The following is a 25,386-nucleotide window of genomic DNA, read 5'->3' as shown; positions in this document are numbered from 1 at the left end:
CGTGGCGTGGGTGGAAACGGGTTCGGGCGGCTATGCAGTCGCCTTCGACGAGGAGGGCAAGGTGGTCTGCCGCAACGCGGCGGGCCGCCTGCTGAAGGCCGTCCCGCCGAAGCTCAACGACGACCCGGTGGTCGTCGGACTCAGGCAGCTCACCGAGTGGCTGGACGCCCACCGGCGCGGCTGCCTGGAGACCGTCGAGCGGTGGATGGTCCGCTCGCTGCCGGTGCCCGCCGCCGTCGTCACCGCCGTCTGGGCGGACGAGGCGTGGCGGGAGGTCCTGCGCGACCTCGTGGTCACCGGACCGGACGGCGCCGTCGCCGGCTTCCTGCGCGGCGCCGACGCCGAGCGCGGCCTCGGCCTGGTCGACCTCGACGGGGACACCGTCCGGCTCACCGACGGCGAGCTGCGGATACCCCACCCGGTCCTGCTCGCGGACCTCGACGAGCTGCGCGAGTTCGCCGTCGAACTCGGCGTCTCCCAGCAGGTCCAGCAGCTGTACCGGGAGGTCTGGCACCGGCCCGAGGGCGTCACCGGCACCGAGGTCGACACCTACGCGGGCGGCCACTACGCCGCCCTGCGCGACCTGTTGGGCCGCTGCGCCCGGCTCGGCTACCGGGTCCGCGGCGGACACGCCGTCCTGCCCGTCGTCGAGGACGGGCGAGCCCTGGAGGCCAGGGTCTGGGTCGGCGACTACTACGAGTACGACGCGTGCGAGACCGGCGCGCTCAGCTGGACCGGCCCGGACGGCAAGGTCCTGCCGCTGGCCGAGGTCGGACCGGTCGCCTGGTCCGAGGGGACGCGGATGGCCGCCGCGCTGTACGCCGGCCGCACGATCGAAGGGGAGGAAGCCGCATGAGCACCACCACCGGAGCAGGCCGCGCCACCACCGGCGCGGATGCCGAACTCGCCCGCCACGAGCGGCTGCTGGACGCCGGGGCGATCCTCGGGCCGGGCACCATCCCCGGCGCCGGCGCGCCCGACAGCGGCGCCGACGTCCTCACCGCCCGCAGCTACGCCCACCCCGCCCTCGACGGGCGCCGCGTCGTCCGCCTGGTGCCCGGCGCGCTCGGCCCCGCCGAGGACCTCGCCGTGGACTTCCTCGGGCTCGTCCCGGCCGAGGAGCCCGCCGAGGTCGGCCAGGTCCGCCAGGAGGCGCTCGGCTTCCCCGCCTGGGCGCTCGTCCACGACCCGGCCAACGGCCACCACGCGCTCGCCCTGGTCAAGGAGATGGAGCGGCTCGCCCGCCAGGCCAAGTCCAAGCCCGGCCACGCCAAGGACGGCTTCGACGAGCTCGCCCGCCGGCTCGGCCGCGCCGTCCCGCACTTCCTGCCCACCTACTGCGAGCAGGTCGGCCGGATCTTCCTCGAACAGGGCAACCAGACCTACGCCAGCACCTTCTTCGGCAAGGCCCGCGAGGCCGAGCGCACCCACAACCTCACCGTCGACGAGGAGCGACTGCGGGCCGTCTTCCTGGAGTTCGCCCTGGCCGGCGCGCTCACCGTCAAGGCGCTGCGCCAGTACGTCAAGGAGCTGAGCGGCCGCCTCGACCCGCAGACCGCCTGGCAGCGGTTCCGCCAGCTGTGCACCGAGCGCTCGGCCGCCGGCATGGCCCCCTACGCCGGGGTCGCCGAGGACGCCCGCGCCCTGCTCAAGGCCGCCGGCCTGGACCGCGACGAGCACGAGCGGGCGCTGCTCGCCGAGCTGCTCGCCTCACCCGCCGTCAACCGGGCGCCCGGCACGTTCTGGAAGAGCTGGCACGGCGCCGTCGTCGAGCTCGGCCGGGGGGACGCCGCCGTCCGGGCCCGGCTGCTGGAGCTGATGCCCAACCCGGCCGGCGGCGACGACCGCGACGCCCAGGACGCCGCCTGGCTCGCCGTCCTCGCCGAGAGCGGCGCCGAGCGGCTGCTCACCGACCCGCCCGCCGGAGCCGGAGCCGGAGCCGGCGCCGGGGCCGGGGACGAGGCAGGGGGCACCGCCGAGCCGGCCGCCACCTGGCTGCAGCGCTGGACCAGCCACCTCGGCCGCGGCTGGGGTACCCGCGGTCTGAGCGCCGCGACCGTCGAGCTGGTCGGCCGGATGCTCGACCGGCTGCGCGCCGAGGCCGTGCCGGTCGACCTCTTCACCGGTGTGCGCCGCAGCCCCACCCAGCTGGAACTCCTCGACCTGCTGCTCGCCGAGGGCGTCCCGGTCGCCGACCCGGCCGCCGGCCACTCCTTCGTCCTCCAGGACTGGGTCGCCGCCTCCGACGCGGACGGCCGCACCCTGGCCGCGCTCGCCGCCGACCCCCGCTTCCGGCCCGCCCTGCGCGCCGCCGTCCCGGCCGTCTGGGGCACCGTGGACAGCCGCGGCCTCGCCGCCCGGCCGGTGCTGCGCGAACTCTTCGTCGAATGGTCCGACGCCCGCGCCGACGAGCTGACCGCCGCCCGCGGCCTGGAGAGCGCCGCCGCGCTCCTGCGCGAGCTGAGCACCCACCGCACCGGCATCCGCGACGAGAACCCGGCCGCCGCCCGGCGGATCGCCGACCTCGACGTGGCCGGCCTGCTCGCCCGCGCCCTGCGCGGCGGCATCCTCGACGAACTCGGCTGGCTCGCCCTGGAGGAGGCGCTCACCCGGCTCGGCGTCGAGTCCGGCGACACCCCCGGCCTCGGCAGCGGCGGCAAGCTTCCCGACGGGCTGCTGCTGGAGGAGGCCTGGCCGCACCTGGTGCTCGCCCGCGGCAACCAGGTCGTGGTGGCCGGTCCGCAGGGCATCGTGCTCGAACACACCCTGCGCATCCCCGACAAGCTGGAGCAGTGGCAGCGCCCCCGCTTCCGCTTCGTCGACGGCGAACTGCTGGTCGCCTGGCCCCACGACGGCAAGCAGTACGCCTACTGGTCCGGCCGGCCCGCCGAGACCTTCGTGCTCGGCGGCGAGCAGATCGCCCACTACTACGGCGGCCACGAGATCGACGTGCCGACCCTGCCGCTGCCCGGCGGCGGCCGCACCGGCGGCCACCGCCCGCTGCACGTCGGCGACACCGCGCTGCCCGCCGGCAACCGCGTCCTCGGCGACGGCACCGGCCACTGGACGGCCCGCTGGGCCCGCGGCGGCCCCGTTCTGGAGGAACTCGACGCCGCCACCGGCACCCTGGGCCGCGCCTGCGAGCCGCCGCGGATCGCCGCCGGCGCCGCGGCGGGCCGCCTCGACCTCGGCCGCACCTCGCTGCTGCCGCTCCAGCCCGGCCTGGAGGCCACCCCGCTCGGCACCGACGGCAGCGTGCTCGGCAGCTGGGTCCGGGTCGACGGCTCCCGGGTCACCACCGGCACCGCCGACGGCACCACCCTCGTCGTCGACAACTCCCGGACCCGGAACCGGACGTACCCGCTCGGCCGGCTCACCCTGCCCGGCGGCGGCCGACCGGTGGTCCAGGACGACTACCGGGACCACCTGGCCCTCGGGCTGCCCGCCACGGACGGCACGGCGGGCGGCACCGTCACCGCGGACCCGACCGGCTGCACCGCCGACCTCGAACCCGGCCACCCCGGCGGCCTCGCCGCCGCCGGCACCGCCCTCGTCCTGCCGCTCGCCCACTGGCACGCCCTGCGCCCGCGCGACGAGCACGGCTCCACCGTGCTGCGCGCCGTCACCGACGAGCAGGCCGCCCGGCTCGTCGACGCCGCCTGGCCGACCGACGCCGAGCCCGTCCCCGCCGCCCGGCAGCGCTGGATCACCGTCCAGGGCGTGCGCCGCCCGGTCGTCAGCAGCGGCAAGGCCGAGGAGAGGCTCCCGCTCGACGCCGTCGCCGGCGTCCTGCCCGGTGTCACCCACCGGCTGCTGCTGGCCGGCGTCACCGGGCTCGCCCGCACCGCCGCTGAGCTGCTCGACCTGATCGCCCGCTACCTCCCGCAGCCCGAGGACGACGGCCGTGTCACCGGCGAGTCCGGCGCGCCCGTGTGCGCCTACCGGCCCGAGCACGGCACCGACCACGACCTCGGCGAGGCCGTCTCCCTGCTGCTGCCCGGCGTCGGCGGCTTCGGCCGCTCCTGGGACCGCAGCACCAACTACCGCGTCCTCAACGACCTCCGGGCGGTCACCGCCGTCCTCGCCGCGCCCCCCGCGGCCGACGGCGACGGCTGGAGCACCCCGCAGCGGATCCGGCTGCACGGCGACGAGACCCACCAGGGCTGGCTGCACGCGCTCGGCCACCTCGGCACCCTCGTCTACGCGGCCGCCGCCCCGCTCACCTCCGCCGAACACCGCGCCTCCCTCGCGCTGCTGCTCACCGAGCTCACCGCCGGGCCGCTCGCCGACCGCGGCGCCACCCTGCGCGAGATCGTCCTCACCGAGCCGCTCACCGACCCGAACGCCGCCGAGGGCAAGCACGAGCCGCGGGCCGGCCAGGTCTGGCGGCACGGCGAGCGCACCGTCGTCGTCCTCGGCTGCCGCCACCACCGCGACGACAAGGCGTACTGGCTCGCCGTCGACCACGACCCGAGCGGCGCCTTCGGCCCGGTCGCCCACTTCAGCACCACCGTGGAGCGCACCACCGAGGACACCGTCGACGCCGGGTGGATCGCCCGCTTCACCGCCCTGCTCGCCGAGCGCGGCGCCATGACCCACCGCGCCGAGCGCGCCGCCGACTTCGGCGAGCGCACCGGCATCGGCGCCGTCCGCTCCACCCTGCTGTTCAGCCCCACCACCGCCCTGATCCAGTGGTACGGCACACCCCTGCCCGCCGAGGCGCTCAAGGAGTACGGCCTCAAGTCCGGCGAGGCCAAGGCCGCCCGCGACTGGCTGCGCGGGCGCGAGCGGGCCGCCCTCGGCGAGGTCTGGGCCGCCCTGCTGCCCGCCGACCCGGAGGAGCTCTGGAGCACCGGGCCGGACAGCGCCGCCGGCGCCGCGCGCTGGACGCAGCGCCTCGGCCGGCTCGTCACCCTGCCCGACGAGGACAAGGCCGCCGTCAGCGGCACCAGCATCCAGGACATCGAGGAGATCCTGAACGCCGACACCACCCCCTGGCTCAGCCGCACCACCCGCCACCGGCTGCGGGCCGACAAGGACGGCGGCGAGCTCCGGCTGCTGCCCGACGACCCGGCGGCCCTGCCCGAGAACGACAGCCTCTCGGACGCCGTCGACGCTCTCGCCTGGCTCGCCTACCGGCTGCCCTGGAACAGCCCGCTGCGCACGCGGCTCGCCCCGGCCGTCCAGGCACTGCGCACCCGCCTGGCCGACCCGGAGCTGCTGCTGCCCTACGAGCACCGGTTCAACGCCAAGGGCGAGCCGCTGGCCGCCGTCCTGCGCACCCGCTACGGCCTGCCCGCCGAGGGCGGCGCCGACGCGGACGGACTGGTCCGCTGCGGCGAGGCCGTGGTGCTCTCGCCCGGACCGGACGGCGGGGAGCACATCTGGTGGCGCCCGGCCGCCCTCGGCGGATCGCGGGACCAGGTGCTGGACCTGCTCGCCGGCCTGTCGGACGGCTACTGGTTCGCCCGCCAGCGGACCGCCCTCGCGGCGGTCCTCGACGGGGACCTCGACCGGCTGGTCGCCCTGCCGGACCTCCCCGGGGCCGACGCCGACGGGGCCGCCGAGGCCGAGTTCTGGCCGCACCACCCGCTGCTCACCGTGCCGGAGCTGGTCACCGAGGTCGCCAAGGCCCACGAACTCGGCGAGGACGCCGCCGTGGTCTACCTCCAGCTGCTCGCCCTGCCCGACCCGACCGACCGCAACGTCGCCCGCTGGACGGGCTGGAAGCCGGCCCGGCTCAAGAAGGCGCGCGCCGAACTCCTCGCCGCCGGGCTGGTCATGGAGGCCAAGCGGGCCCGCGCCGGGCGCGGCGTCTTCCTCCCCGGCGGCTGGCAGGAGACCAAGGCCCCCGGCCTGCCCGCCGAGACCTGGAAGGCCGGCCTCTACGATCTGCCCACCCACTACGCCGCGCTGCCCCAGCAGGCCGTCCCGGAGCTGTTCGACCGGGCCTGGCGGCGCGTCACCGACGGGGACGCCCCCGGCTTCGAGGAACTCCGGACCGGCAACCGCAGGAAGGCCCGCCGATGACCACCACCACGACCACCACCACGACCAGCGCCACCACCGAGGGCACCGCCGAGGCCCCCACCGTGGCCACCGACCCGGCCGGGCCCGCCGCCCGGCAGGTCGTCCCGCCGGAGGAGAGGTACGCCGCCGAACTCGCGTTCCTCGCCGCGTACGACACCGGCCCGCGCCCGCCCGGCTGGCGGCTCACCCCGCGCGCCGTCGTCACCTTCGTGATGGGCAGCGGCGGCGAGAAGCTCAAGGCCGGCCGCAAGAGCCTGCCGATCGAGCAGAAGTTCGTCGGCGAGCGGGCCCTCGTCGAACGCTGCGTCGTCACCCTCGCCGGGGAGCGCGGTCTGCTGCTCGTCGGCGAGCCCGGCACCGCCAAGTCGATGCTCTCCGAACTCCTCGCCGCCGCGGTCTGCGGCACCAGCGCGCTCACCGTCCAGGGCACCGCCGGCACCACCGAGGACCAGCTCAAGTACGGCTGGAACTACGCCCTGCTGCTCGCCAAGGGCCCCAGCCGCGAGGCGCTGGTCCCCTCCCCGGTGCTCAGCGCGATGACCACCGGCGCGGTCGCCCGGGTCGAGGAGGTCACCCGCTGCCTCCCGGAGGTCCAGGACGCCCTGGTCTCGCTGCTCTCCGAGCGGCGGGTCGCCGTCCCCGAACTCGCCGGCACCCCGGACGGCCAGCTGCACGCCGTCCCCGGCTTCACCCTGATCGCCACCGCCAACCTGCGCGACAAGGGCGTCAGCGAGATGTCCGCCGCCCTCAAGCGACGGTTCAACTTCGAGACGGTCGGCCCGATCGGCAGCCTCGCCGCCGAGGTGGAGCTGGTCCGCCGCCAGTCCACCGCCGCCGTCGCCCGCGCCGGGGCGGCCTACGCCGTCGACGACGCGGTGCTGGAGGCCCTGGTCACGGCCTTCCGCGACCTGCGGACCGGCCGGTCCACCGAGGGCTGGGACGTCGAACGCCCGTCCACCGTGATGAGCACCGCCGAGGCCGTCTCGGTGGCCACCGCGCTCGGCGTCGGCGCCGCCTACCTGCCCGACGGGGGCGACCTGCTCGGCCGGCTCCCCGGCCAGCTCATCGGCGTCGTCCGCAAGGACGACCCCGCCGACGCCGCCCGACTGCTCGGCTACTGGGACGGCCCGGTCCGCCGCCGCGCCGAACAGGGCGCCGCCACCTGGCGCACCCTGTGGGACCTGCGCTCCGCCCTGGAGCACTGAGGCCCCGCCGGCCCGGCGCCCCCCACGGGCGCCGGCCCGGCCCCGAGCCCCCTGACACCCGCACTCCGTATCCCGAACCCCCGAACTCCCACCGAGAGGTGAACAGATGAGCAGCGCGGTGCCGCCCCGAGGGGCGGGCCCCGGCCTCGACGACCCGCGAGCGACGGTCGAGACGGAGGCGGCCCGACTGGCCGCGTCCGGCCTCGACACGCCCGGCCCCTACCTGATCGGGGTGCGCCACCACGCGCCCTCGCTCAGCGCCGTCGTGCCCGCCCTGCTCGACGCCGCCCGGCCCGAGGTGCTGCTGGTCGAGCTGCCCGCCGAGTTCCAGCCCTGGCTCGACCTGCTCGCGGACGAGGCCACCAGGGCCCCGGTCGCCCTCGCCGCCGCGCCCGCCGCCGACCGTCCGGACGACGGCGCTGACACCGGCGACGCCGTCGGCACCGAGGCCGGCCACGGCACCGGGCTGGCCTTCTACCCGTTCGCCGACTTCTCGCCCGAACTCGCCGCTCTGCGCTGGGCCCGCCACCACGGCGTCGAGACGGTCGCCTGCGACTTGCCCCTCGCCGCGCGCGCCCGGTACGCCGACCGCGACCGGGGCGGCCCCGACGCGGCCCGCCCCGGCGTCGCCGACGCCCTGCGCCAACGCCTCACCGGCCGCGACGACGAGGACCTCTGGGACCGCCTCGTCGAGACCGCCGCCCCCGGCTCCACCCCCGAGGCCGTCCGGCGCGCCGCCCTGCTGGTCGGCTGGGCGCTGCGCCGCGACGCCGAGGACGGCCCCGGCGTCGACCCGTACGACCTGCGGCGCGAGGCCTGGATGCGGGAGCGCCTCCGGGAGGCCGGTGCCGGCGGCCGCCGGGTCGCCGCCGTCATCGGCGCCTTCCACGCCCCCGCGCTCACCCCGGCCGGGCCCGCCCCGGACCACGAGCCGGATCCCACCCCGGTCCCGCCCGCCGACCACGTCGTCTCCCTGATCCCCTACACCTACCCGCTGCTCGACGCCCGCTCCGGCTACCCGGCCGGGATCCGCGACCCCGAGTGGCAGCACACCGTGCTCGACGCCGCCGGCGACCCGGACCGCCTCGCCGACGCGCTCACCACCACCGCCGTGCGGATCTGCGAGGCGCTGCGCACCCAGGACCACCCCTCCGGCCCGGCCGACGCCCGCGAGATCGTCCGCCTCGCCGGCGACCTCGCCCGGCTGCGCGGGCTCGCGGCCCCCGGGCGCGGCGAGTTGGTCGAGGCGGTGCAGACCGTCCTCGCCCAGGGCGAGCCGCTCGGCCGGGGGCGGGCGGTGGCCCGCGCGCTGGAGAAGGTCCTGGTCGGCACCCGCACCGGCGAGCCCACCCCGGCCGCCCCGCGCAGCGGCCTTGCCCCCGCCGTCGAGCGCCTCCTCGCCGACCTCGGCCTGCCCGGTCCCGGCGACGGTGCCGAACCCGCCGCGCGCGAACTCCGCCTCGACCCGCTCCGTTCGTCCCTCGACCGCCGCCGCGAACTCCTCCTCCACCGGCTGACCGTCTGCGGCGTCCCCTACGCAGACCCGGTCGACAGCACGGGCGCGGGCGGCACCGAAACCCTCACCACCCGCTGGCGCGTCCGCTGGACCCCGGCCGTCGCCGCGATGCTCACCGTCGCCGGCACCCGGGGCGTCACCCCGGCGCAGGCCGCCGAGGGCGCCCTGCGCGAACGGCTCCGCCGCGAGCAGCAGGCCGACGGTCCGACCGCCCGCGAGGTCCTTCGGGGCCTCGCCGACGCCGCCGCCTGCGGCCTCCCGGCCCTCACCGACACCCGCCTCACCCAGCTCACCGCCGTCCTCCCGGGCGGCGGCACCCTGCCCGAACTCCTTGACGCCCTCGCCCTCCTGGACCGCCTCACCGCCACCCGCACCGCCCCGGCCATGGCGGAGGCGGGCGCGGACCCGGGGGAGGACGATCCGTTCCTCGCCGCCCTGGCGGCCGCCGGAGAGGTGGTGACGGTGGCGGCGGTCCGGCAGTTGGAGGGGCTGGGCGGGTCGGACGAGGCGGACGACGCCCGGGCGCTGGTGGAGCTGGCGCGGCGCGCGAACCTCTCCGGGGGTCTGCGGTTGCGGCACGCCCTCGCCGAACTCGCCGACCACGGCAGCCCGATGGTCCGCGGTGCGGCCGGTGCGGTGCGGGTGCTGCTCCGGCAGGAGGAGCCGGCGGTGTTCGGCGACCGGGCCGCCTCGTGGATCGACGGCGCCACCGGCCCGGACGCCCGGCAGGCCCTCGGCCGGTCGCTGGTCGGCCTGCTGACGGCCGCCGAGGGGCTGTTCGCGACCGCCCCCGAGGTGCTCGAACCGGTCCTGGAGCGGGTCGTCACCCTCGCAGACCACGCCTTCCTGGACCGGCTGCCCGCCCTGCGCGGCGGATTCGACACGCTCAGCCCGGCCGCCCGGGACCGGCTGCTGACGCTCGTCGAGGAGCGCCTGGGCACCCGCCTCGACGCGCTTCCCGAGGAGGTCGCGCCCGCGCTGCTCGCCGGCTGGTCCCGCGCCGACCTCGCCGCCCGGGCCGCCCTCGCCCGCCGGGGCCTGCTCCCGGCCCGCCTCCCGACCCCCACCGACGAGGCGTCGGCACCCACCGAGGAGGCGCCGACCCCCGTCCCGACGCCGTCCGCCTCCCAGGCCCGAGGACACGCCCTCGGCCCGGCCGAGCGCTGGCGGCTGCTCCTCGGCCGCCCCGGGGGCGGGGGCGTCCGCGGTGGCCGCGCCGGGCGCCTCGCGACGGCGCTCGACGAGCTGTACGGCACGGGCCACGGGGAGGGTTCAGGCCCTGGTCTGGACGGCCGGGGCGGCGCGGGCGGCAACCGGGGCGGGCGCGAGGCGCCCTACCCGGGCGTGCGCGAGTGGTCCGAGGAGTTGGCCGCCCTGTTCGGTCCTGGCATCCGCGAGGAGGTGCTGGCCGCCGCCGTGGCCCAGGGGCGCGGAGACGCCCTGGAGGCGATCGACCCGGGCGCCGTCCGCCCGTCCGTCGACCTGCTGCGCACCGTGCTGGAGCACGCGGGCGGCCTGCCGGAGGCCCGGCTGGCCGGGCTGCGCCCGCTGGTCCGGCGCCTGGTCGACGAGCTGAGCCGCGAGTTGGCCACCAGGCTGCGCCCCGCCCTCACCGGGATCAGCGTGCCGAGGCCGAGCCGGCGCCCCGGCGGCGGCCTGGACCTCCACCGCACCATCCGCGCCAACCTCGCGACCGCCCGCCCGGCCGCCCCGCCGGGCGGCTCCGGTCCGGCCTCCGGCGCCGAACCGGGCGCCATGGTGATCGTGCCGGAGCGCCCGGTGTTCCGGACCCGGGCCCGGCAGGCGTCCGACTGGCGGCTGATCCTGGTCGTGGACGTCTCCGGCTCGATGGAGGCGTCCACCGTCTGGGCGGCGCTGACCGCCTCGATCCTGGCCGGAGTGCCCTCGCTGAGCACGCACTTCGTCGCCTTCTCGACCGAGGTGGTCGACCTGACCGACCGGGTGACGGATCCCCTCGGCCTGCTCCTGGAGGTCAGGATCGGCGGTGGGACGCACATCGCCGCCGGGCTGAAGTACGCGCGGGGGCTGGTGACCGTGCCGTCCCGCACGCTGGTCGCGGTGGTCAGCGACTTCGAGGAGGGCGGCCCGGTCGGCGGGCTGCTCGCGCAGACCCGGGCCCTGGTCGACTCCGGCTGCCACCTGCTGGGTTGCGCGGCACTGGACGACACCGGCACGGCCCGGTATTCGAAGGCGGTCGCGAGCCGGCTGGTCGCGGCCGGGATGCCGGTGGCGGCGCTCAGCCCGCTCGAACTGGCCCGCTGGGTGGGGGAGAAGGTCCGATGACGGAGGCGGTGCGGGGCATGACGGGGACGGGGACGCGGGCGCAGTGGCCGGCGGTGCGGCCGGAGGTGGTCGCCGAGGTGGTGGCCGGGTTGTCGGCGCGCTTGCAGAAGCGCCTGGACGGGGCCGCCGCCAAACTGGCCGAACGCCCGGTGGAGCGGACGGGCGAGGACTGGCGGATCGCCGTGGACGAGGAGGTGGTGCTCGTCCTGCACGCGCCGGGCGGGGTGGTCGCCGACCAGGCCGACGTGCGCTGCGGCTGCCTGCTGGCGCCCGCGTGCGTGCACCGGGCCGCGGCGGTCACCGTCTGCCCGCTCGCCGACGGCGAGCCGCCCGTCGCAGAACAGGCCGGTGCAGAACAGCCTGGCGCGGAACAGCCGGTCCCGGACCGGCAGGCCGACGCCCCGGCAGCCGAGGCGCCCACCGCCGCGGAACGGGCCGCCGTCCAGCACCTGCACCGCGTGGGCACCGCCGTCCTCGCGGCGGGCGTGGGCGGTGCGGGCGCGGTGCTCCAGGCGGAGCTGTTGCGGGCGGCCCACCGGGCCCGGCTGGCCGGGCTGCATCGTCCGGCGGCCGCGGCGGTGGCGGTGGTCACCCGGGTCCGCGCGGCCCGGTCGGGCGAGCCGGACCACCGGCTCGCCGACCTGGTGGCCGGCCTGCGAGAACTGCTCGGCCTCACCACGGCCCTGGCCGCCGCGACGGCGGACACCGACCCGGCCGCGTCCGCCGGGCCCGGCGTCGCCGAGCTGCGCGGGACGGCCCGCCAGGCGTACGCGCCGGCGGGCGGGCTGCGGCTCTACGGACTGTTCTCCGAGCCCGTGCTGACGGCCACTCACGCGGGTGTGCTCACCTGGGCGGTCGACGCGGGCGGCGGACTGCACACGATGGCCGAGATCATGCCGCACACCGACGCCGCGGCGGCGGCGCCGCAGGCCGTCGGCGCCGGGAACCGGGTGGTCAGGCTGGGCGACGCGATGCTCAGCCACCGCGAGTTCACCCGGGCCGGGCTCGCCGTGCAGGGCGCGACCAGGTCGGCGGCCGGCCGGCTCGGGGCGGGCGCCTCGGTCCGGGCGGTCCGCGCGGCGGGGGCGGACTGGACGGCGGAGCCGCTGGCCGGGCTCTGGGCCGAGCCGCCGGCCGCCCAGGTGGCACGGGCGCTCGGCGCGTTCACGCTGCCCCCGGAGGTGCGGCCGGCCGGGAGCGAGCTGCTGTTCCTGGACGTGACGCTGCTCGGGGCCGTTCCGTACGGGCCGGGCGGGGAACCGCGGTTGCTGGCGGAGTGCGACGGCCTGGTGGTGGTGCTCCGCGCCGCGCAGGACCACCCGGGACTGGCCCACCGGGGCAACCTGGCGCTGCTCGCCACCGCTCCGGGGCTGCGGTTGCGGGTGATCGGCCGACTGGAGCGTTCGGCCCGTCCCGAGCTGCGCCTCCTGGCCGTCGGCCAACCGCCGACCACGCAACCGCCGACCACGCAACCGCCGACCACGCAGCCGGCTCTCCCCACGGCCCCGTCTCTCGCGCTGCCCGCTGATCGCGCGGGCCGGGTCAATCTCGGCCTGGAGCGGCTCCAGACGGCGGACCTCACCCTCCCGCCCCGGGACACCGCCGCGTCGGCCGACGGTGCCGACGGCGCCGCCCCGTCGCCGTCCCCGGCGGTGTCGGCCCCGCCGACGACCCCCGTGCACCTGCTCGCCCGCCGGGTCGAGCAGGCGGTGACCGGCGGCCGGGCGGCGCTGTCGCTCGGGACCGGCACGGCGGCCGGGGACCGGGCCCGGCTGCGGTCGGCGGGCCTGACCACCGGTGCCGCGCTGCTGGACGGACTGCTCGGGGCGGCGGTGGACCAGCCGCGCGACGTCTTCGGCCGGGTGGTCGCGGACGACCACGGCGCCTTCGCGGCGGCCTGGTTGGCGGCTGCCTGGTACGAGGAGGAGCTGGCCTCGGCGCTCTGCGCGACCGCGTGGTCCGAGGCACCGGCGACCGTGCTCCGGGGGGAGGCTCCGGCCGGCCCATAAGGAGAACTATTTGCACAAGCAGATATGCCGCGCCAAATGGCATACTTGAGCGGACCAGGACGTTCGAACAGGTGCGGCCCTGCCACCGACCGCGGGTCGGCCCCGGCAGGACTCCAGAACCGCGCACGACCTCGGCGACCGAGCAGAGAGAGGCGAGCCATGGGTATCCAGGACGATGCCGCCGAGATCCGCGCCGGCGGCTGGCGCACGCTCGCCGCGCTGCACGGGCTGATCGACTCGGCCCTGGAGAAGGCGCTGCAGGCCGAGCACCGCCTCTCGGTGGTCGAGTACACGGTGCTGGAGGCGCTGTCGCGGCAGGACGGCTGGCACATGCGGATGCAGCAGCTGGCCCGCGCGGCGGCCCTGAGCAGCAGCGCGACCACCCGGCTGGTGAGCCGCCTGGAGGACCGCGGGCTGCTCAGCCGCTACCTCTGCGCGGACGACCGGCGCGGCATCTACACCGAGCTGACCACGCAGGGCCGCGAACTGCTCCGGGCCGCGCGGCCGTTGCACGACGCGACCCTGGAGGCGACGCTCACCGAGGCCGCCGACCTCCCCGAACTCGCGCCGCTGGTCCGGGCGCTGTACGACCTGGAGCTGGCCCCGGCCTCCCCGGCGAGGCCCTGAGCCCGAGACCCAGGGCCCCGGCCCCCGCCGCCCGGTCTCACCGTCGGGCGGCCAGCGCGTTCTCGTGGACCCGGTCGAGGAGGGCGAGCAGCAACTCCTTGCTCGACGCCCGCTCCCGGACGTCGCAGAGCACGACCGGCACGCCCGGGTCGAGGTCGAGCGCGCGCCGGACGTCCTCGGGGGTGGAGTCGCGGCGCCCGTGGAAGCAGTTGACGCCTATGGCGAAGGGGATGCCGCGCTGCTCGAAGAAGTCGACGGCGGCGAAGCTGGACTCCAGTCGGCGGGTGTCGGCCAGCACGATCGCGCCGAGCGCGCCGAGCGCGAGGTCGTCCCACATGAACCAGAACCGGAACTGGCCGGGCGTGCCGAACAGGTAGAGCACGAGGTCCTGGTGGATGGTGATCCGGCCGAAGTCCATCGCGACGGTGGTCGTGGACTTGCCCTGGACGCCTTCGAGGTTGTCGACCCCGATGCTGGCGCGGGTCATCCGCTCTTCGGTCTGCAGCGGTTCGATCTCACTGACCGAGCCGACCATGGTGGTCTTGCCGACGCCGAAGCCGCCGGCCACGAGGATCTTTACCGCGCCCGGCACCAGGCTCTGGGTCGTCACGTCTGGTCTCCTGGAAGGGAACTGGGCGAAAAACAGGAAACGGAACAACAGCAAACAGCACAACGAGAGGACCGCCGGATCGGAACCCGTCTGTCCGGACCAGTCTGTTCGGGCCCGTGTGTCCGAGCCCGCCTGTCCGGACCCGCTCGGGTCAGAGTCGGCGGACGCCCTCGATCACGGCCCGGATCAGCGCGATGTCCGGTGCCTCGGCGAGCTGGACGGGCGCCCGGGTGAGGATCATCCGGGCCTCGGCGAGATCGTCCAATAACACCTTGACGACGCTCACCGGAAGGTCCAGGCTGGCCGCGATCTCGGCCACCGCCAGCGGGCGTTCGCGGCAGAGGTCCAGGATCGCGGCCGGTTCGGGCGTCAGCCGGCTGGTGTCCGTGCGCGGGTCGGCGGTGACCACCAGGGTGATCAGCGCGAAACCGTCACGGACCGGGCCGGTGCGCCCGTTGGTGATGGCGTAAGGACGGACCAGATGGCCCGCGTCCTTGTCGAAGAACCAGGCCTCCTCGGCGTCGACGGTCACGCACCGCCACCCACGTCCGGTTGGCCGGCGTCGCTGCGCGGCGCCGCGGTGAGGTACTGGCCGACCTGCTTGACCAGCATGTTGATCTCGTAGGCCATGAGACCGGCGTCGACCGCCTCACTGGTGAGCACGGCGAGCCTGGCGCCCTGGCCGGCGGTCGTGACGAACAGGAACAGCTGGTCCATCTCGATCACGGTCTGCCGGACCCGACCGCCGTTGAACCGGTGGCCGGCGCCCCGGGCGAGGCTCTGCAGCCCGGATGCCACGGCCGACAGGTGCTCGGCGTCGGCCCGGTCCAGACCCTGGGAGAGTCCGACCAGCAGTCCGTCCTCGGAGAGGACGATGGCGTGCCGGGTCTCCGGGACCCGCGCCACCAGCTGGTCCAGCAGCCAGTTGAGGTCGCGCTGGGTGTCGGTGTACTGCGTCATCACTGCTGTTCCTTAGCTGCGGAAGGTGCGGCCGGGGCAGGGGGCGCCTCCGGCGCGTCCGCGTCGGGTGTCGTCGCACGGGCGGAGCGGGTGCCGCGCTGGATGGCGGCCATGGTGGCCCGCGAGCGCTGCGGCGTGGCGTCGTCCGCGGGCGGTCCGTAGGAGCCGGGCTGCCCGTACGGTCCGGCGCCGCCGCCGACCCCGCCGGCTCCGCCGATACTGCCGCCCCCGCTCCCGCTTCCGCCCGGACCCGCGGGGCCGGTGTGGTCGTGGAACGCGGGCGCGGGCGCTGCGGCGGGAGCGCCGAACGCCCCGGGCTGGCCGAACGGCGTCCCGGGCCCGTTGGCCTCCCGCAACTGCTCGGCGAGGCTGGCGTTGCGGACCCGCTGCGGCAGGACGCGCGGGGTGCGCAGCTCGCCGTCGGGTCCCTGGTTCACGCGGTCCTCCTCGGCGCGCTGGTGCGTGGGCGACGCGAGTCCGGCGGGCGCGGCCGGTGAGCCGTCGGCGTCGCCGGTCGGCGACTCCCCGGTCCCTGCCGCGACCGCAGCCGCAGCCACAGCCGCAGCCTCGGTCTCGCTACCGGTCGCCGTCCCGTCCGCCGCCACGGTCGGCGGCGTCCCGTCCGGGGCGGACTCGCCCGTCGTCGCGTCGTACGGCCGGGGCAGGGTGGGACGGGCCACGACCACCGCGCCCGGCAGGCCGGGGATCGCGGCGCCCACCGGCAGGCCGCCGTTGGCGGTCGCCGCGCCGTTCTCGTCGCGCGCGCCGCCCATCGGGTAGCGCGCGAGCAGTTCGTCGATCACCACGCTGCCGTCGACGGGGTCCGGTGCGCCGAGCCCCTCGGTCGGGACGACCGGGACGGCCCCGTACGGAGCCTCCTGCACCGGCACCGGGATCTGCACCGGCTCCGGCGCCGGAGCCGCGGCAAGCGCCGGGAACTCCTCCGCCGCGGCGACCTCGTGCGGCTGCCCGCCGCCCGCGTCGCTCACCGAACCGTGCCCCGAACCGTGCCCCGAGCCCTGTCCCGCCGGCGGGTTGGCGCCCAGCAGCCCGCCCAGCACCCCGGCGAGCGCGCCGGACAGTTCCTGGTCGACCTCGCCGAGGTCGTCGTCGGGTCCGGTGCCCGGCGGCAGGTCCGGCACCGGGTTCCGGGTGACCCGGGCGCCGGACGGCAGACCGGGGAGGGCGGCCGGCTGTCCGGCCTGCTCCAGCAGCACCGCCGGCACCAGCACCACGGCTCTGGTCCCGCCGTACGGCGAGGGGCGCAGGGTGACCTGGATGTCGTGCCGGGCGGCCAGCCGGGCGACCACGAAGAGGCCGAGCCGCAGGTCGTCGCCGAGCGCGGAGACGTCCAGCTCGGGCGGGTTGGCCAGATAGTCGTTGAGCCGCTCGTACTCCTCCTCGGCCATGCCGAGGCCGCGGTCCTCGACCTCGACCGCCAGGCCCTTGGGGACCTCCTGCGCGGAGACCTGCACCTGGGTGTAGGGCGGGGAGAAGGTGGTGCCGTTCTCGATCAGTTCGGCGATCAGGTGGATCACGTCGGCCACGGACTGGCCGCTGAGCGCGGTGCGGGGCACGCCCTGGACAACGACGCGCGAGTAGTTCTCGGTCTCGGAGACGGCGCTGCGCAGCACGTTGACCATGGGCACGGCGTTGCGCCAGCGCCGGGCGGGCAGCGCGCCGCCGAGGATGACCAGGTTCTCGGCGTTGCGCCGCATCCGGGTCGCGAGGTGGTCGACCGCGAAGAGTTCGCGCAGCAGCTCGGGTTCCTCGTGCTCGCGTTCCAGCGAGTCCAGCATGCTGATCTGGCGGTGGATCAGGATCTGGGTGCGCCGGGCGATGTTGAGGAAGACCTTCTTCGTCCCCTCGCGGCCCTGGGCCTGGTGGACGATGGCGGCGACGGCGGCCTGCCGGACGGCGGCGAGGCCGTCGGCGGTCTGCTGCACCTCGTCGCCGACCCGCCGGGACGGGGCCCAGGCGGGCGGGGTCGGGACCGACTCACCGGCCTGGAGGCGGCCGACGACCTGCGGGATCTCGTGCTGGGCGATGGCCAGGGTGTCGGCGTGCAGTCCGGCGAGCCGGGCCGGGAGGACGCGCGCGGCGCGCACGCCGCGGACCAGGCTCCAGACCAGGACGGCGGCGACGGCCGCGGTGCCCGCGTACAGGGCGGTGCGCTCCCCGGCGTCGCGCAGCAGGTAGGCGGCGTAGCCCCAGGCGGCCGCGAGGCCGAGCGAGGGGACCAGCGCGAGCGCGAGGAGCGAGCTGCGGAGGGAGCCGGACCGGCCGGCGCGGTGGCCCGTCCGGGGGGCCGATATGCCTGGCATCTGATTCCTTGTTGCAGGGCCGAACGGCGGTTGTCCGTGTGCGGTCCGACCGCGGCCAGCGGGGCGCCGCGGCCGGCGGTGCCCGGAGGGATGCCGGAGGAGGTGACATTTCATCACCGTCCGGACGGGTGCAGCACGGCCGCCGACTGCAGGAACGCTACCAGCCCCAGGTGCCCTCAAGGCAACATCAACTGACGATACGTAAACGGGTGATGACGCGGCCCCCGGCGTCGGGGGCGGCGGCTCCGGCGGGCATTTTGCCTGGTCGGAGCGGGTGTCGGAACGTCCGACGGCCTTCCGGCAACCGAGGTCCGGTCGCCGGAAGGCCGTCAGGGACAGGTCAAAAAGGGGCATTCTGTGAGGCCCTGTCACCCACGGCCCCCCGGGGGGCCGCCGGGCGAACGTCGAATGAACATCGAACGATCACAGGGCGAGCGCAGAAGGGGCAAGCGCCGCACAAGCGACGGGGAGCCGGCCCGGGGTCAGCCCGCCAGCGGCATGTGCAGCACCGCCGCAGATCCGCTCTGCACCTGCGCCTCCGCCCGGGCCTCGCGCTCGGCCAGTTCGGTCCACGCCCAGCTCGCCAGGGGGGCGAGCTCGGCCGACCACTGCTTCCCGTAGGTGCCCGCCGCCACCTGGCCGAGCCTCAGCCGCTGGACGTCCGAGGTGCCGGCCGGCGGGTAGACGTGGGTGGCGTCGCGCAGGTAGCGCTCGATGTGGAAGTCGCTCTGCAGACCGCGGGCGGCGTGGATCTCCATCGCGTTGCGCGCCGAGTCCAGCGCGTACTCGGTGTTGATCAGCTTGGCGTTCATCAACTCGGCGTCGCACGCCCGGCCGTGGTCCAGCAGGTGCGAGGCGTGGTACGCGGCGAGCTTGGCGGTCATCAGCCGGGACTGCATCTCGCCCAGCTTCAGCGCGATGTTGGGCAGCTGGGAGAGCGGCTTGCCGTACATGACGCGCTCCTCGGCGAACCGCGCGGTGTCCTCGACGATCGCCCGGTGGATGCCGAGCGCGACCGCCGCCAGGTTCAGCCGCCCGTACAGGGTCGAGGAGGAGTAGGCGACGTCCAGGCCCTGGCCCTCCGCGGCGAGCCGGTTGGCGGCCGGGATCCGGCAGTCCTCGAAGATCAGCTCCCCGAAGCTGAAGCCGTGCAGACCGCTCTGCGAGCCGAGGGTGCCGGTGCGGAAGCCGGGGCGGTCGCTCTCCACCAGGAACGCGGTGAGCCCCTTGCTGCCCTCGCCGGTGCGGAACACCACGCCGTGCACGTGGCCGATGTGCGAGTTGCCCACGAACCACTTGCGGCCGTTGAGCACGTACTCGTCGCCCTCGCGCCGGGCGGTGCCGCTCATGCCGAGCACGTGGCCGCCGGACTCCGGCTCGGTGACGGCGATGGTGGGCAGCGCCGCTCCCGAGGCGAAGCGGGGCAGCCAGTGGCGGCGCTGGGTGTCGTTGCCGAAGTGGATGACCTTGGCGACACCGAGTTGCGAGGCCTGCGCCATCGCCCCCATCGCGCCGCTGACGCGCGACAGTTCCTCGACGATGACGGTTTTGGCGAGATGTCCGAGCCCCAGTCCGCCGAACTCGCGCGGGATGGTGACCCCGATCCAGCCCCGCCGGGCTATTTCGTGCGCGAGTTCGAATTCGACCTGGCGGTCGGCCTCCATTCTGGCCACCTGCGGGCGTACTTCCTTCTCCGCGAACTCGCGTACCTCCGCTCGGAGGCTCTCGTGTCGCTCGTCGGTGAAGTAGTCCATCGCCATGCCGGGTCCTCTCGGTTCAGGTCGTTCGCTGGTCGTGCCTCCGTCCGTGCAGCCGATCCGCTTCGGCCGCCGAGGGGTGGGGGGTGACGGTGGCGGCCGGATGCCCCTGAGGTGCAGCCGGTGCGTGCGGAAGTGCCGGCGGTGGCCCACGCTGCCCTTGGGGACCGCCGTTTTTCGGCAGGGCTCATTGTCATATGTGTCTCGGAACCGCTCTACAGTGGATCTTGGATTGGCGCGATCAGACCGCCCGCGGAGGGCGGGGGATTGAACGGGTGGCAGGTGGGGAAATGATCTCACCCACTTTTCGGAACCGTTCCCCCCGCGGTTCCCGTTCCGGTCGCCCTCCCGTTCCCGGCCCGTTCCCACCCGGAGGCCCACCCACCGGTCACCCGCGCCCCACCTGCGCCCCGCCCGCCGCCTCGTCGCCCACATGCGGCTTTGACTGAGCATCGGCAGCGCGGGAGAGGAGGGGCCGGGAGCGCGGAAGGCGCTGGATGTCTGATTACATGTGCGCCATGACTGATGTGATGAGCACTCAAGGCCAGTTCCCGGGTGCCGCCGGGGAGTCGGAGCGGACCCGCAGGCTGCGCAGCCTGGGGCTCAACGAACCCACCGCGGACGAGGCCTTCGACCGCTTCGCCCACCTGGCCGCCAGCATCACCCGCGCCCCCATCGCGATGGTCAACTTCATCAACGACGAGCGCCAGATGTTCCGGGGGCTCTACATTCCGCCAAACTCCGCCGAGACGGTGGCCGAAGAAGGCTCCTCCTGGGCCGATCGCGGCATCGCCTTCGACCTCCCGACCCGCGAGATGCCGCTGAGCCACGGCTTCTGCCCCCACGTCGTCGCCCAGCGCTCCCCCCTCGCCCTCGACGACATCCTCGCCTACCCCCGGTTCGCCGGGAACCCGGTCGTCGACGAACTGGGCGTGCGCGCCTACCTCGGGGCCCCGCTCGTCGACGACACCAACACCGTCATCGGCACCGTCTGCGTGCTCGACCGCGAACCCCGCCAGTGGGGCCGCGAGCGGCTGCGCGACATCCAGCACCTCGCCGAGGCCCTGCTCTCCGAGATCCGGCTGCGCGACAACCTGCTCGCCCAGCAGCAGGAGATGTTCGCGGCCTTCGACGGCTCGCCCTTCCCGATCATGCTCACCGACGGCCCCGGCCAGGAGATCCGCTACGCCAACGCCCAGCACGCCGACATCTTCGGCGCCCCGGTGGCGTACGGCGCCATCGGCCAGGCCTACCCCCAGCTGGGCGCCGCCGGCCTCCAGCAGGCGGTCTCCGAGGCCTACCACACCGGCCGCGCCACCGTCCTCAACGAGGTGCGCGTCCAGTCCCTGCGCCCCGAGGCCCAGCGCGTCCAGCAGATCTTCAGCTTCACCTGCACCCCGCTGCGCACCGCCCGCACCGGCCAGGTCACCGGCGTGCTGACGGTCGGCATGGACGTCACCGCGCAGTCCCGCACCGAGGAGGAACTCGGCACGCTCGCCGCCCTGCTGGTCGACCGCCTCCAGCAGAACGGCACCGCCCCGGTCGGCCGTCCCGGCCTCGGCGCGGGCGAGACCGGCCTCGTCCTGCCGGGCTGAGCACGGTCGGCCCGGACCTTCCGGCCGTGTGCGCGTCACCCCCCGGACTGCGCACGCACCACCGGAGTCCCGCACCACGCACCCGCGCAACCCGCACCCGCACTACGCAACACACCCGCACCACGCAACGCACCCGCACCCGCAAGCGTGCCCACCGTCCCACCGTGGCGGGGCGCCTCTCACCCCCGAGGAGAGGCTCCCCGCCACCCTGCTGTCCGGGTGGAACCGCCCGCCGCCGTCCCGCCGCGCACACCCCCGCGCCGACCGCCGGTGGTAGGCATGGGCCGCATGCAGTGGTTCGCCGCCCCCGAGTACTGGCCCAGCCGACTGCTGGTGCAACGGCTGCTGGCCGCGCTCTACCTGATCGGCTTCCTCGCCGCGGCCCGCCAGTTCCGCGCCCTGATCGGCAGCCGCGGCATGCTGCCCGTCCCCCGGTTCACCGCCCGGGTGCCGTTCCGGCAGTCGCCCGGCCTCTTCCACCTCCACTACAGCGACCGCTTCTTCGCGGCCGTCGCCCTGACCGGCGCCGCGCTCTCCGCCGCCCTCCTCGGCGGACTCGGCGACGCCGTCCCGCTCTGGACGTCGATGCTCTGCTGGGCGGTGCTGTGGGTGCTCTACCTGTCGATCGTCAACGTCGGGCAGACCTGGTACTCCTTCGGATGGGAGTCGCTCCTGCTCGAAGCCGGCTTCCTGGCCACCTTCCTCGGCAACGCCGACACCGCCCCGCCCGCCCCCGTGCTCTGGCTGCTGCGCTGGCTGGTCTTCCGCGTCGAGTTCGGCGCCGGACTGATCAAGCTGCGCGGCGACAGCTGCTGGCGCGACCTGACCTGCCTGCGCTACCACCACGAGACCCAGCCCATGCCCGGGCCGCTCAGCTGGTTCTTCCACCACCTGCCCGACCCGCTGCACCGGGTCGAGGCGGCGGCCAACCACGTCACCCAACTCCTCGTCCCGGTCGGCCTGCTCCTGCCGCAGCCGGTGGCCAGCTACGCCGCCTGCGTCGTCGTCGCCACCCAGCTCTGGCTGGTCGCCTCCGGCAACTTCGCCTGGCTCAACTGGCTCACCATCGCCCTCGCCCTCGCCGCCGTCGACCCGGCCCGGCTGGGCCTGTCCGTCGACCCGCGCGCCTACCCCGCCACCGCGGCCTGGTTCGAGGCGCTGGCGCTGGCGCTCACCGCGGCCGTGCTCGTCCTCAGCTACTGGCCGGTCCGGAACATGGTCTCCCCGCGCCAGGTCATGAACCGCTCCTTCAACCGCATCCACCTGGTCAACACCTACGGCGCGTTCGGCAGCGTCAACCGGACCCGCCAGGAGGTCGTGGTCGAGGGAACGGACGAACAGGTGATCACCCGGCACACCGTGTGGAAGGAGTACGGGTTCAAGGGCAAACCCGGCGACGTCCGCCGCCTGCCGCGCCAGTACGCCCCCTACCACCTGCGGCTCGACTGGGTGATGTGGTTCGCCGGCATCTCGACCGGCTACGCCCGGCCGTGGTTCCTCCCGTTCGTCGCCCGGCTGCTCGTCAACGACCGGGACACCCTGCGCCTGCTGCGCCACAACCCCTTCCCGGACACCCCGCCGACCCACGTCCGGGCGACCCTCCACCTCTACCGGTTCACCGATTGGCGCGAACTGCGGGACACCGGCGCGTGGTGGCACCGGACCGCGTGGTCCGAGTACCTCGCGCCGGTCGACCTCGCCGCCCTCGCCCGCGCCGGACACCGCCCGCCGCCCGCCGCGGGTACGGGGAAGGACGCCGGTGACCGTCCGGGGACGCCCGGCGGTGCGCGAACCACCCACCCGGACGGCCGATCCTGACCTGCGCCGACCGGGTGGCAGCCGGCCGCGCCGACCACCCGACCGGCCCTCCCGAGTGGCGCCCGCCCGGGCGGTGGAGCACGCCACACCGGTCCGAGGAGCGGTGGGTGCGTGCATGGCTCGAACGGGCACCCGTATTCTTGGCCTCCGACCGGCAGCCCTACCGCGCGCCCCCTCCGCCCCTCCCGCCGGGGCAGCACCGCGCACCCGGACCGCCACCCCTCGCCGCCAGCCCACGCCCCCGCCGCAGCCGCCCAGAACCGGACCTCACATGACAGTGCTTCACTCCCGCAACGCCGACGCGGCCGACGCAGCCGACTCCGCAGACGTCAAGGACACCACGGCCGCCACGGACACCACGGCCGCCGCGACCACCACCGACACCGACCTCCGCGAGGACCTCGGCCGCTACGCCGAACTCGGTGCCTTCACCCTCACCGCCGACACCCACCCCTGGTACGCGGCCGTCGACACGGTCGCCACCCCCGAGGACGCCCGCGCCGCGTCCACCGTCCTCGCCGAACTGCGCGGACACGACCTCCAGCAGGTCTGGGACGACGTCACCGCGCTCGCCGCCGACGTCAAGGTCGACGCGCCCGCCACCGTCGGCAAGACCGCCGTGCTCGTCGAGATGCTCCAGCTCCTGCGCCGCACCGCGACCGTGCTCGGCCCCGCCGCCTACGACGCCGACCTCGACTCCCTGATCGCCGCCACCGCCGACCGGGCCTGGCGGCGGGAGCGCGGCGTCAAGCTCTCCTGGCTGCGCGGCCGCTCGCTGCGCAAGCAGGCCAACGCCCTCGCCGTCACCAACGGGCGCCCCCGCGCCCAGGACCTGCACGAGGCACTCGCCTCGGCCGAGGTCGAGCGCCGGGCCTGGGCCGCCCTGGCCCCCGCCGGCACCCTGCCCACCGCGCCGTCCGACGCCGCGCTGGCGCACCGCACCGCCCAGACCTTCGAGGCGATCAACACCGGCGTCCGCGAACTCGCCCGGCTGCTGCCCGGGCAGGACCTCGACACGCTGTCCTTCCCGGACCTCGTCGACCTGGTCGACCGCCTCGCCGCCGACGAGGGCACCCTCTACCGGCTCCCCACCATCCGCGGCCTGCGCGCCACCCTGGAGGACGGCGGCCTCGCCGACCTCCTCACCGAGCTCGCCGCCGCCCGCGCCGACCGCCGCGCCGCCGAGGCCGCGTACGCCGCCCGCCAGGCCCTGGCGGGCGGCCAGCGCGACGGCCTGACGCCGGCGGTGGAGGAGGAGCCGGCCGTCGCGGCGGAGCCCGAGGCGGAGGTCGAGCCGGAGGCCGCTGAGGCGGTCGACGCGGTGGACGTGGTGGAGGCCGAGGACGCCGAGGCCCCGGCCGCCGAGGTTGAGGTCGAGGCCGAGACGGAAGCCGAGGCTGTCACTTCCGAGACCGACACCCCCGAGGCCGTCGCCGCCGAACCGGAGACGGTGGCGGACGTCGAGGAACCGACGGTGGACGAGCCGAAGGCCGAGGCCCCGGCCGAGGAGCAGCCGCTCGTCGTCACCCTCCCGGCCCCCTCGCCCGCCGCCGACGACCTGCTCGGCACCACCCCCGCCCCGCCGGCCCAGCCCTCCGCCCCCGAGGCGGAGACCATCGCGCCCGCCGAGGCCGAGGCCGAGGTCAAGGTTGAGCCCGAGGTTGAGCCCGAGGCCGTCATCGTGCCCGAGCCTGAGGTCGAGGCTGAGCCCGTCGCGGAGGCTCCGGTCGAGGAGGTCGCCGAGCCGGTCGTCGAGGTCGAGCCCGAGACTGAGCCCGAAGCGGTCGTCGTGGCGGAGACCGAGCCCGAGGCCGAGGCCGAGCCTGAGGCCGTCACCGTGCCCGAGGTCGAGCCGATCGCCGAGGCCGAGCCCGTCGCGGAGGTTCAGGTCGAGGAGGTCGTGGAGGCCACTGTCGAGGCCGAGTCGGTTGTGGAGACCCCGGCCGAGGTTGCCGTCGAGGCCGAGGTCGAGGCCGAGCCGGTCGCCGAGGTGCAGGCCGACGCTGAGGCCGTCGAGGAGACCGAGGCCGCGCCGTCCGTCGAGGCTGTGGCCGAGGAGACGGCCGAGCCGGTGGCGGAGGTCGTTGCCGAGACCGAGGTTGAGCCCACGGTCGAGGCCCCGGTCGAGGAGACCACCGAGCAGGCCGAGCCGGTCGTCGTGTCCGAGCCCGAGGTGGAGGTCGTCGCCGAGGTCGCCGAGATCGCCGAGGAGGTCGAGCCGGAGCCGGTGGCCGAGGTCGAGACCGCTCCCGCCGAGGCGCCGGTCGAGGTCGAGGCCGTCGAGCCCGCCCCTGCCGCCGAGATCGAGATCGAGACCGCGACCGAGGCCGAAGCGGGTGGGCAGCCGGCGAAGCCGGAGTTCACGCCGGGGCGGCCGGTGACGGCGTACTCGGCGGAGGAACTGCTCGCCATCGTGCGCTGGATCGACGGTGACGGGGTCGAGCGGAGCGACGAGGAACTGCTCCGCGCGGCGATGAAGGAGCTGGGCTTCGGCCGGCTCGGTCCGCGGATCAAGGAGGCGCTGGGCGCCGCCGTCACCGCCGCCCGCGCCTGACGAACAGAACCACACCGGCACCACGACGGCCCCGGGGCCACGGTTCGCGAACCGTGGCCCCGGGGCCGTCCCGCGTC

At 75.8% G+C, this 25,386-nt stretch carries 14 protein-coding genes; 9 read left to right on the top strand and 5 right to left on the bottom strand.

The genetic code is table 11. The features are described 5' to 3' along the window. Position 1: 1 nt before the first annotated feature. From ACFP3U_RS04470 to ACFP3U_RS04445, 6 genes are all read left to right on the top strand, one after another. Positions 2 to 856 carry a DUF4132 domain-containing protein gene (locus tag ACFP3U_RS04470; protein WP_380223834.1) on the top strand — a complete coding sequence of 285 codons (855 nt, stop codon included), beginning with the start codon at positions 2 to 4 and terminating at the stop codon, positions 854 to 856. After that, positions 853 to 6,030 (top strand): hypothetical protein, encoded by a 5,178-nt coding sequence (locus tag ACFP3U_RS04465; RefSeq protein ID WP_380223833.1) that lies wholly within the window; start codon positions 853 to 855, stop codon positions 6,028 to 6,030. Before ACFP3U_RS04470 ends, ACFP3U_RS04465 begins: the two co-directional genes overlap by 4 nt. Next, entirely contained in the window at positions 6,027 to 7,235 is a 1,209-nt protein-coding gene (locus ACFP3U_RS04460) for an ATP-binding protein (protein WP_380223832.1), read from the top strand. The genes ACFP3U_RS04465 and ACFP3U_RS04460 overlap by 4 nt, the downstream gene beginning before the upstream one ends. 106 nt (positions 7,236 to 7,341) lie before the next feature. Then, on the top strand, positions 7,342 to 11,055 hold the full coding sequence (locus tag ACFP3U_RS04455; protein WP_380223831.1) for a vWA domain-containing protein: 3,714 nt from the start codon (positions 7,342 to 7,344) through the stop codon (positions 11,053 to 11,055). Then, positions 11,052 to 13,064 carry a hypothetical protein gene (locus ACFP3U_RS04450; protein WP_380223830.1) on the top strand — a complete coding sequence of 671 codons (2,013 nt, stop codon included), beginning with the start codon at positions 11,052 to 11,054 and terminating at the stop codon, positions 13,062 to 13,064. Before ACFP3U_RS04455 ends, ACFP3U_RS04450 begins: the two co-directional genes overlap by 4 nt. A gap of 159 nt (positions 13,065 to 13,223) precedes the next feature. Then, on the top strand, positions 13,224 to 13,691 hold the full coding sequence (locus ACFP3U_RS04445) for a MarR family winged helix-turn-helix transcriptional regulator (RefSeq protein ID WP_380223829.1): 468 nt from the start codon (positions 13,224 to 13,226) through the stop codon (positions 13,689 to 13,691). A gap of 37 nt (positions 13,692 to 13,728) precedes the next feature. Here the strand turns inward: ACFP3U_RS04445 and ACFP3U_RS04440 are convergent, their stop codons facing one another. The 5 genes from ACFP3U_RS04440 to ACFP3U_RS04420 form a co-directional block, all read right to left on the bottom strand. Next, on the bottom strand, positions 13,729 to 14,301 hold the full coding sequence (locus ACFP3U_RS04440; RefSeq protein ID WP_380223828.1) for a GTP-binding protein: 573 nt from the start codon (positions 14,299 to 14,301) through the stop codon (positions 13,729 to 13,731). Between the two features lie 151 nt (positions 14,302 to 14,452). Beyond that, on the bottom strand, positions 14,453 to 14,833 hold the full coding sequence (locus ACFP3U_RS04435) for a DUF742 domain-containing protein (RefSeq protein WP_380223827.1): 381 nt from the start codon (positions 14,831 to 14,833) through the stop codon (positions 14,453 to 14,455). Continuing rightward, a complete protein-coding gene (locus tag ACFP3U_RS04430; protein WP_380223826.1) occupies positions 14,830 to 15,261 on the bottom strand; it encodes a roadblock/LC7 domain-containing protein in 432 nt (143 codons plus the stop codon). Before ACFP3U_RS04430 ends, ACFP3U_RS04435 begins: the two co-directional genes overlap by 4 nt. Further along, positions 15,261 to 17,585, bottom strand: coding sequence for a sensor histidine kinase (locus ACFP3U_RS04425; protein WP_380223825.1), 2,325 nt, complete (start codon positions 17,583 to 17,585; stop codon positions 15,261 to 15,263). The genes ACFP3U_RS04430 and ACFP3U_RS04425 overlap by 1 nt, the downstream gene beginning before the upstream one ends. 482 nt (positions 17,586 to 18,067) lie before the next feature. Beyond that, complete coding sequence (locus tag ACFP3U_RS04420; protein WP_380223961.1) at positions 18,068 to 19,339, bottom strand: acyl-CoA dehydrogenase family protein; 1,272 nt, start codon at positions 19,337 to 19,339, stop codon at positions 18,068 to 18,070. A gap of 521 nt (positions 19,340 to 19,860) precedes the next feature. Here ACFP3U_RS04420 and ACFP3U_RS04415 point away from each other — a divergent pair. From ACFP3U_RS04415 to ACFP3U_RS04405, 3 genes are all read left to right on the top strand, one after another. Further along, positions 19,861 to 20,937 (top strand): GAF domain-containing protein, encoded by a 1,077-nt coding sequence (locus ACFP3U_RS04415; protein ID WP_380223824.1) that lies wholly within the window; start codon positions 19,861 to 19,863, stop codon positions 20,935 to 20,937. A gap of 288 nt (positions 20,938 to 21,225) precedes the next feature. After that, the gene (locus tag ACFP3U_RS04410) at positions 21,226 to 22,755 is read left to right on the top strand and encodes a lipase maturation factor family protein (RefSeq protein WP_380223960.1); all 1,530 of its coding nucleotides are present in this window, start codon (positions 21,226 to 21,228) and stop codon (positions 22,753 to 22,755) included. Positions 22,756 to 23,026: 271 nt separating this feature from the next. After that, positions 23,027 to 25,309, top strand: a complete 2,283-nt coding sequence (locus ACFP3U_RS04405) for a hypothetical protein (protein WP_380223823.1) — start codon at positions 23,027 to 23,029, stop codon at positions 25,307 to 25,309. Positions 25,310 to 25,386 lie beyond the last annotated feature (77 nt).

The sequence above is a fragment of the Kitasatospora misakiensis genome, from assembly GCF_042656005.1.
GTDB classification, from domain to species: Bacteria; Actinomycetota; Actinomycetes; order Streptomycetales; family Streptomycetaceae; genus Kitasatospora; species Kitasatospora misakiensis.
This window is presented reverse-complemented; position numbering and strand designations above follow the sequence as displayed.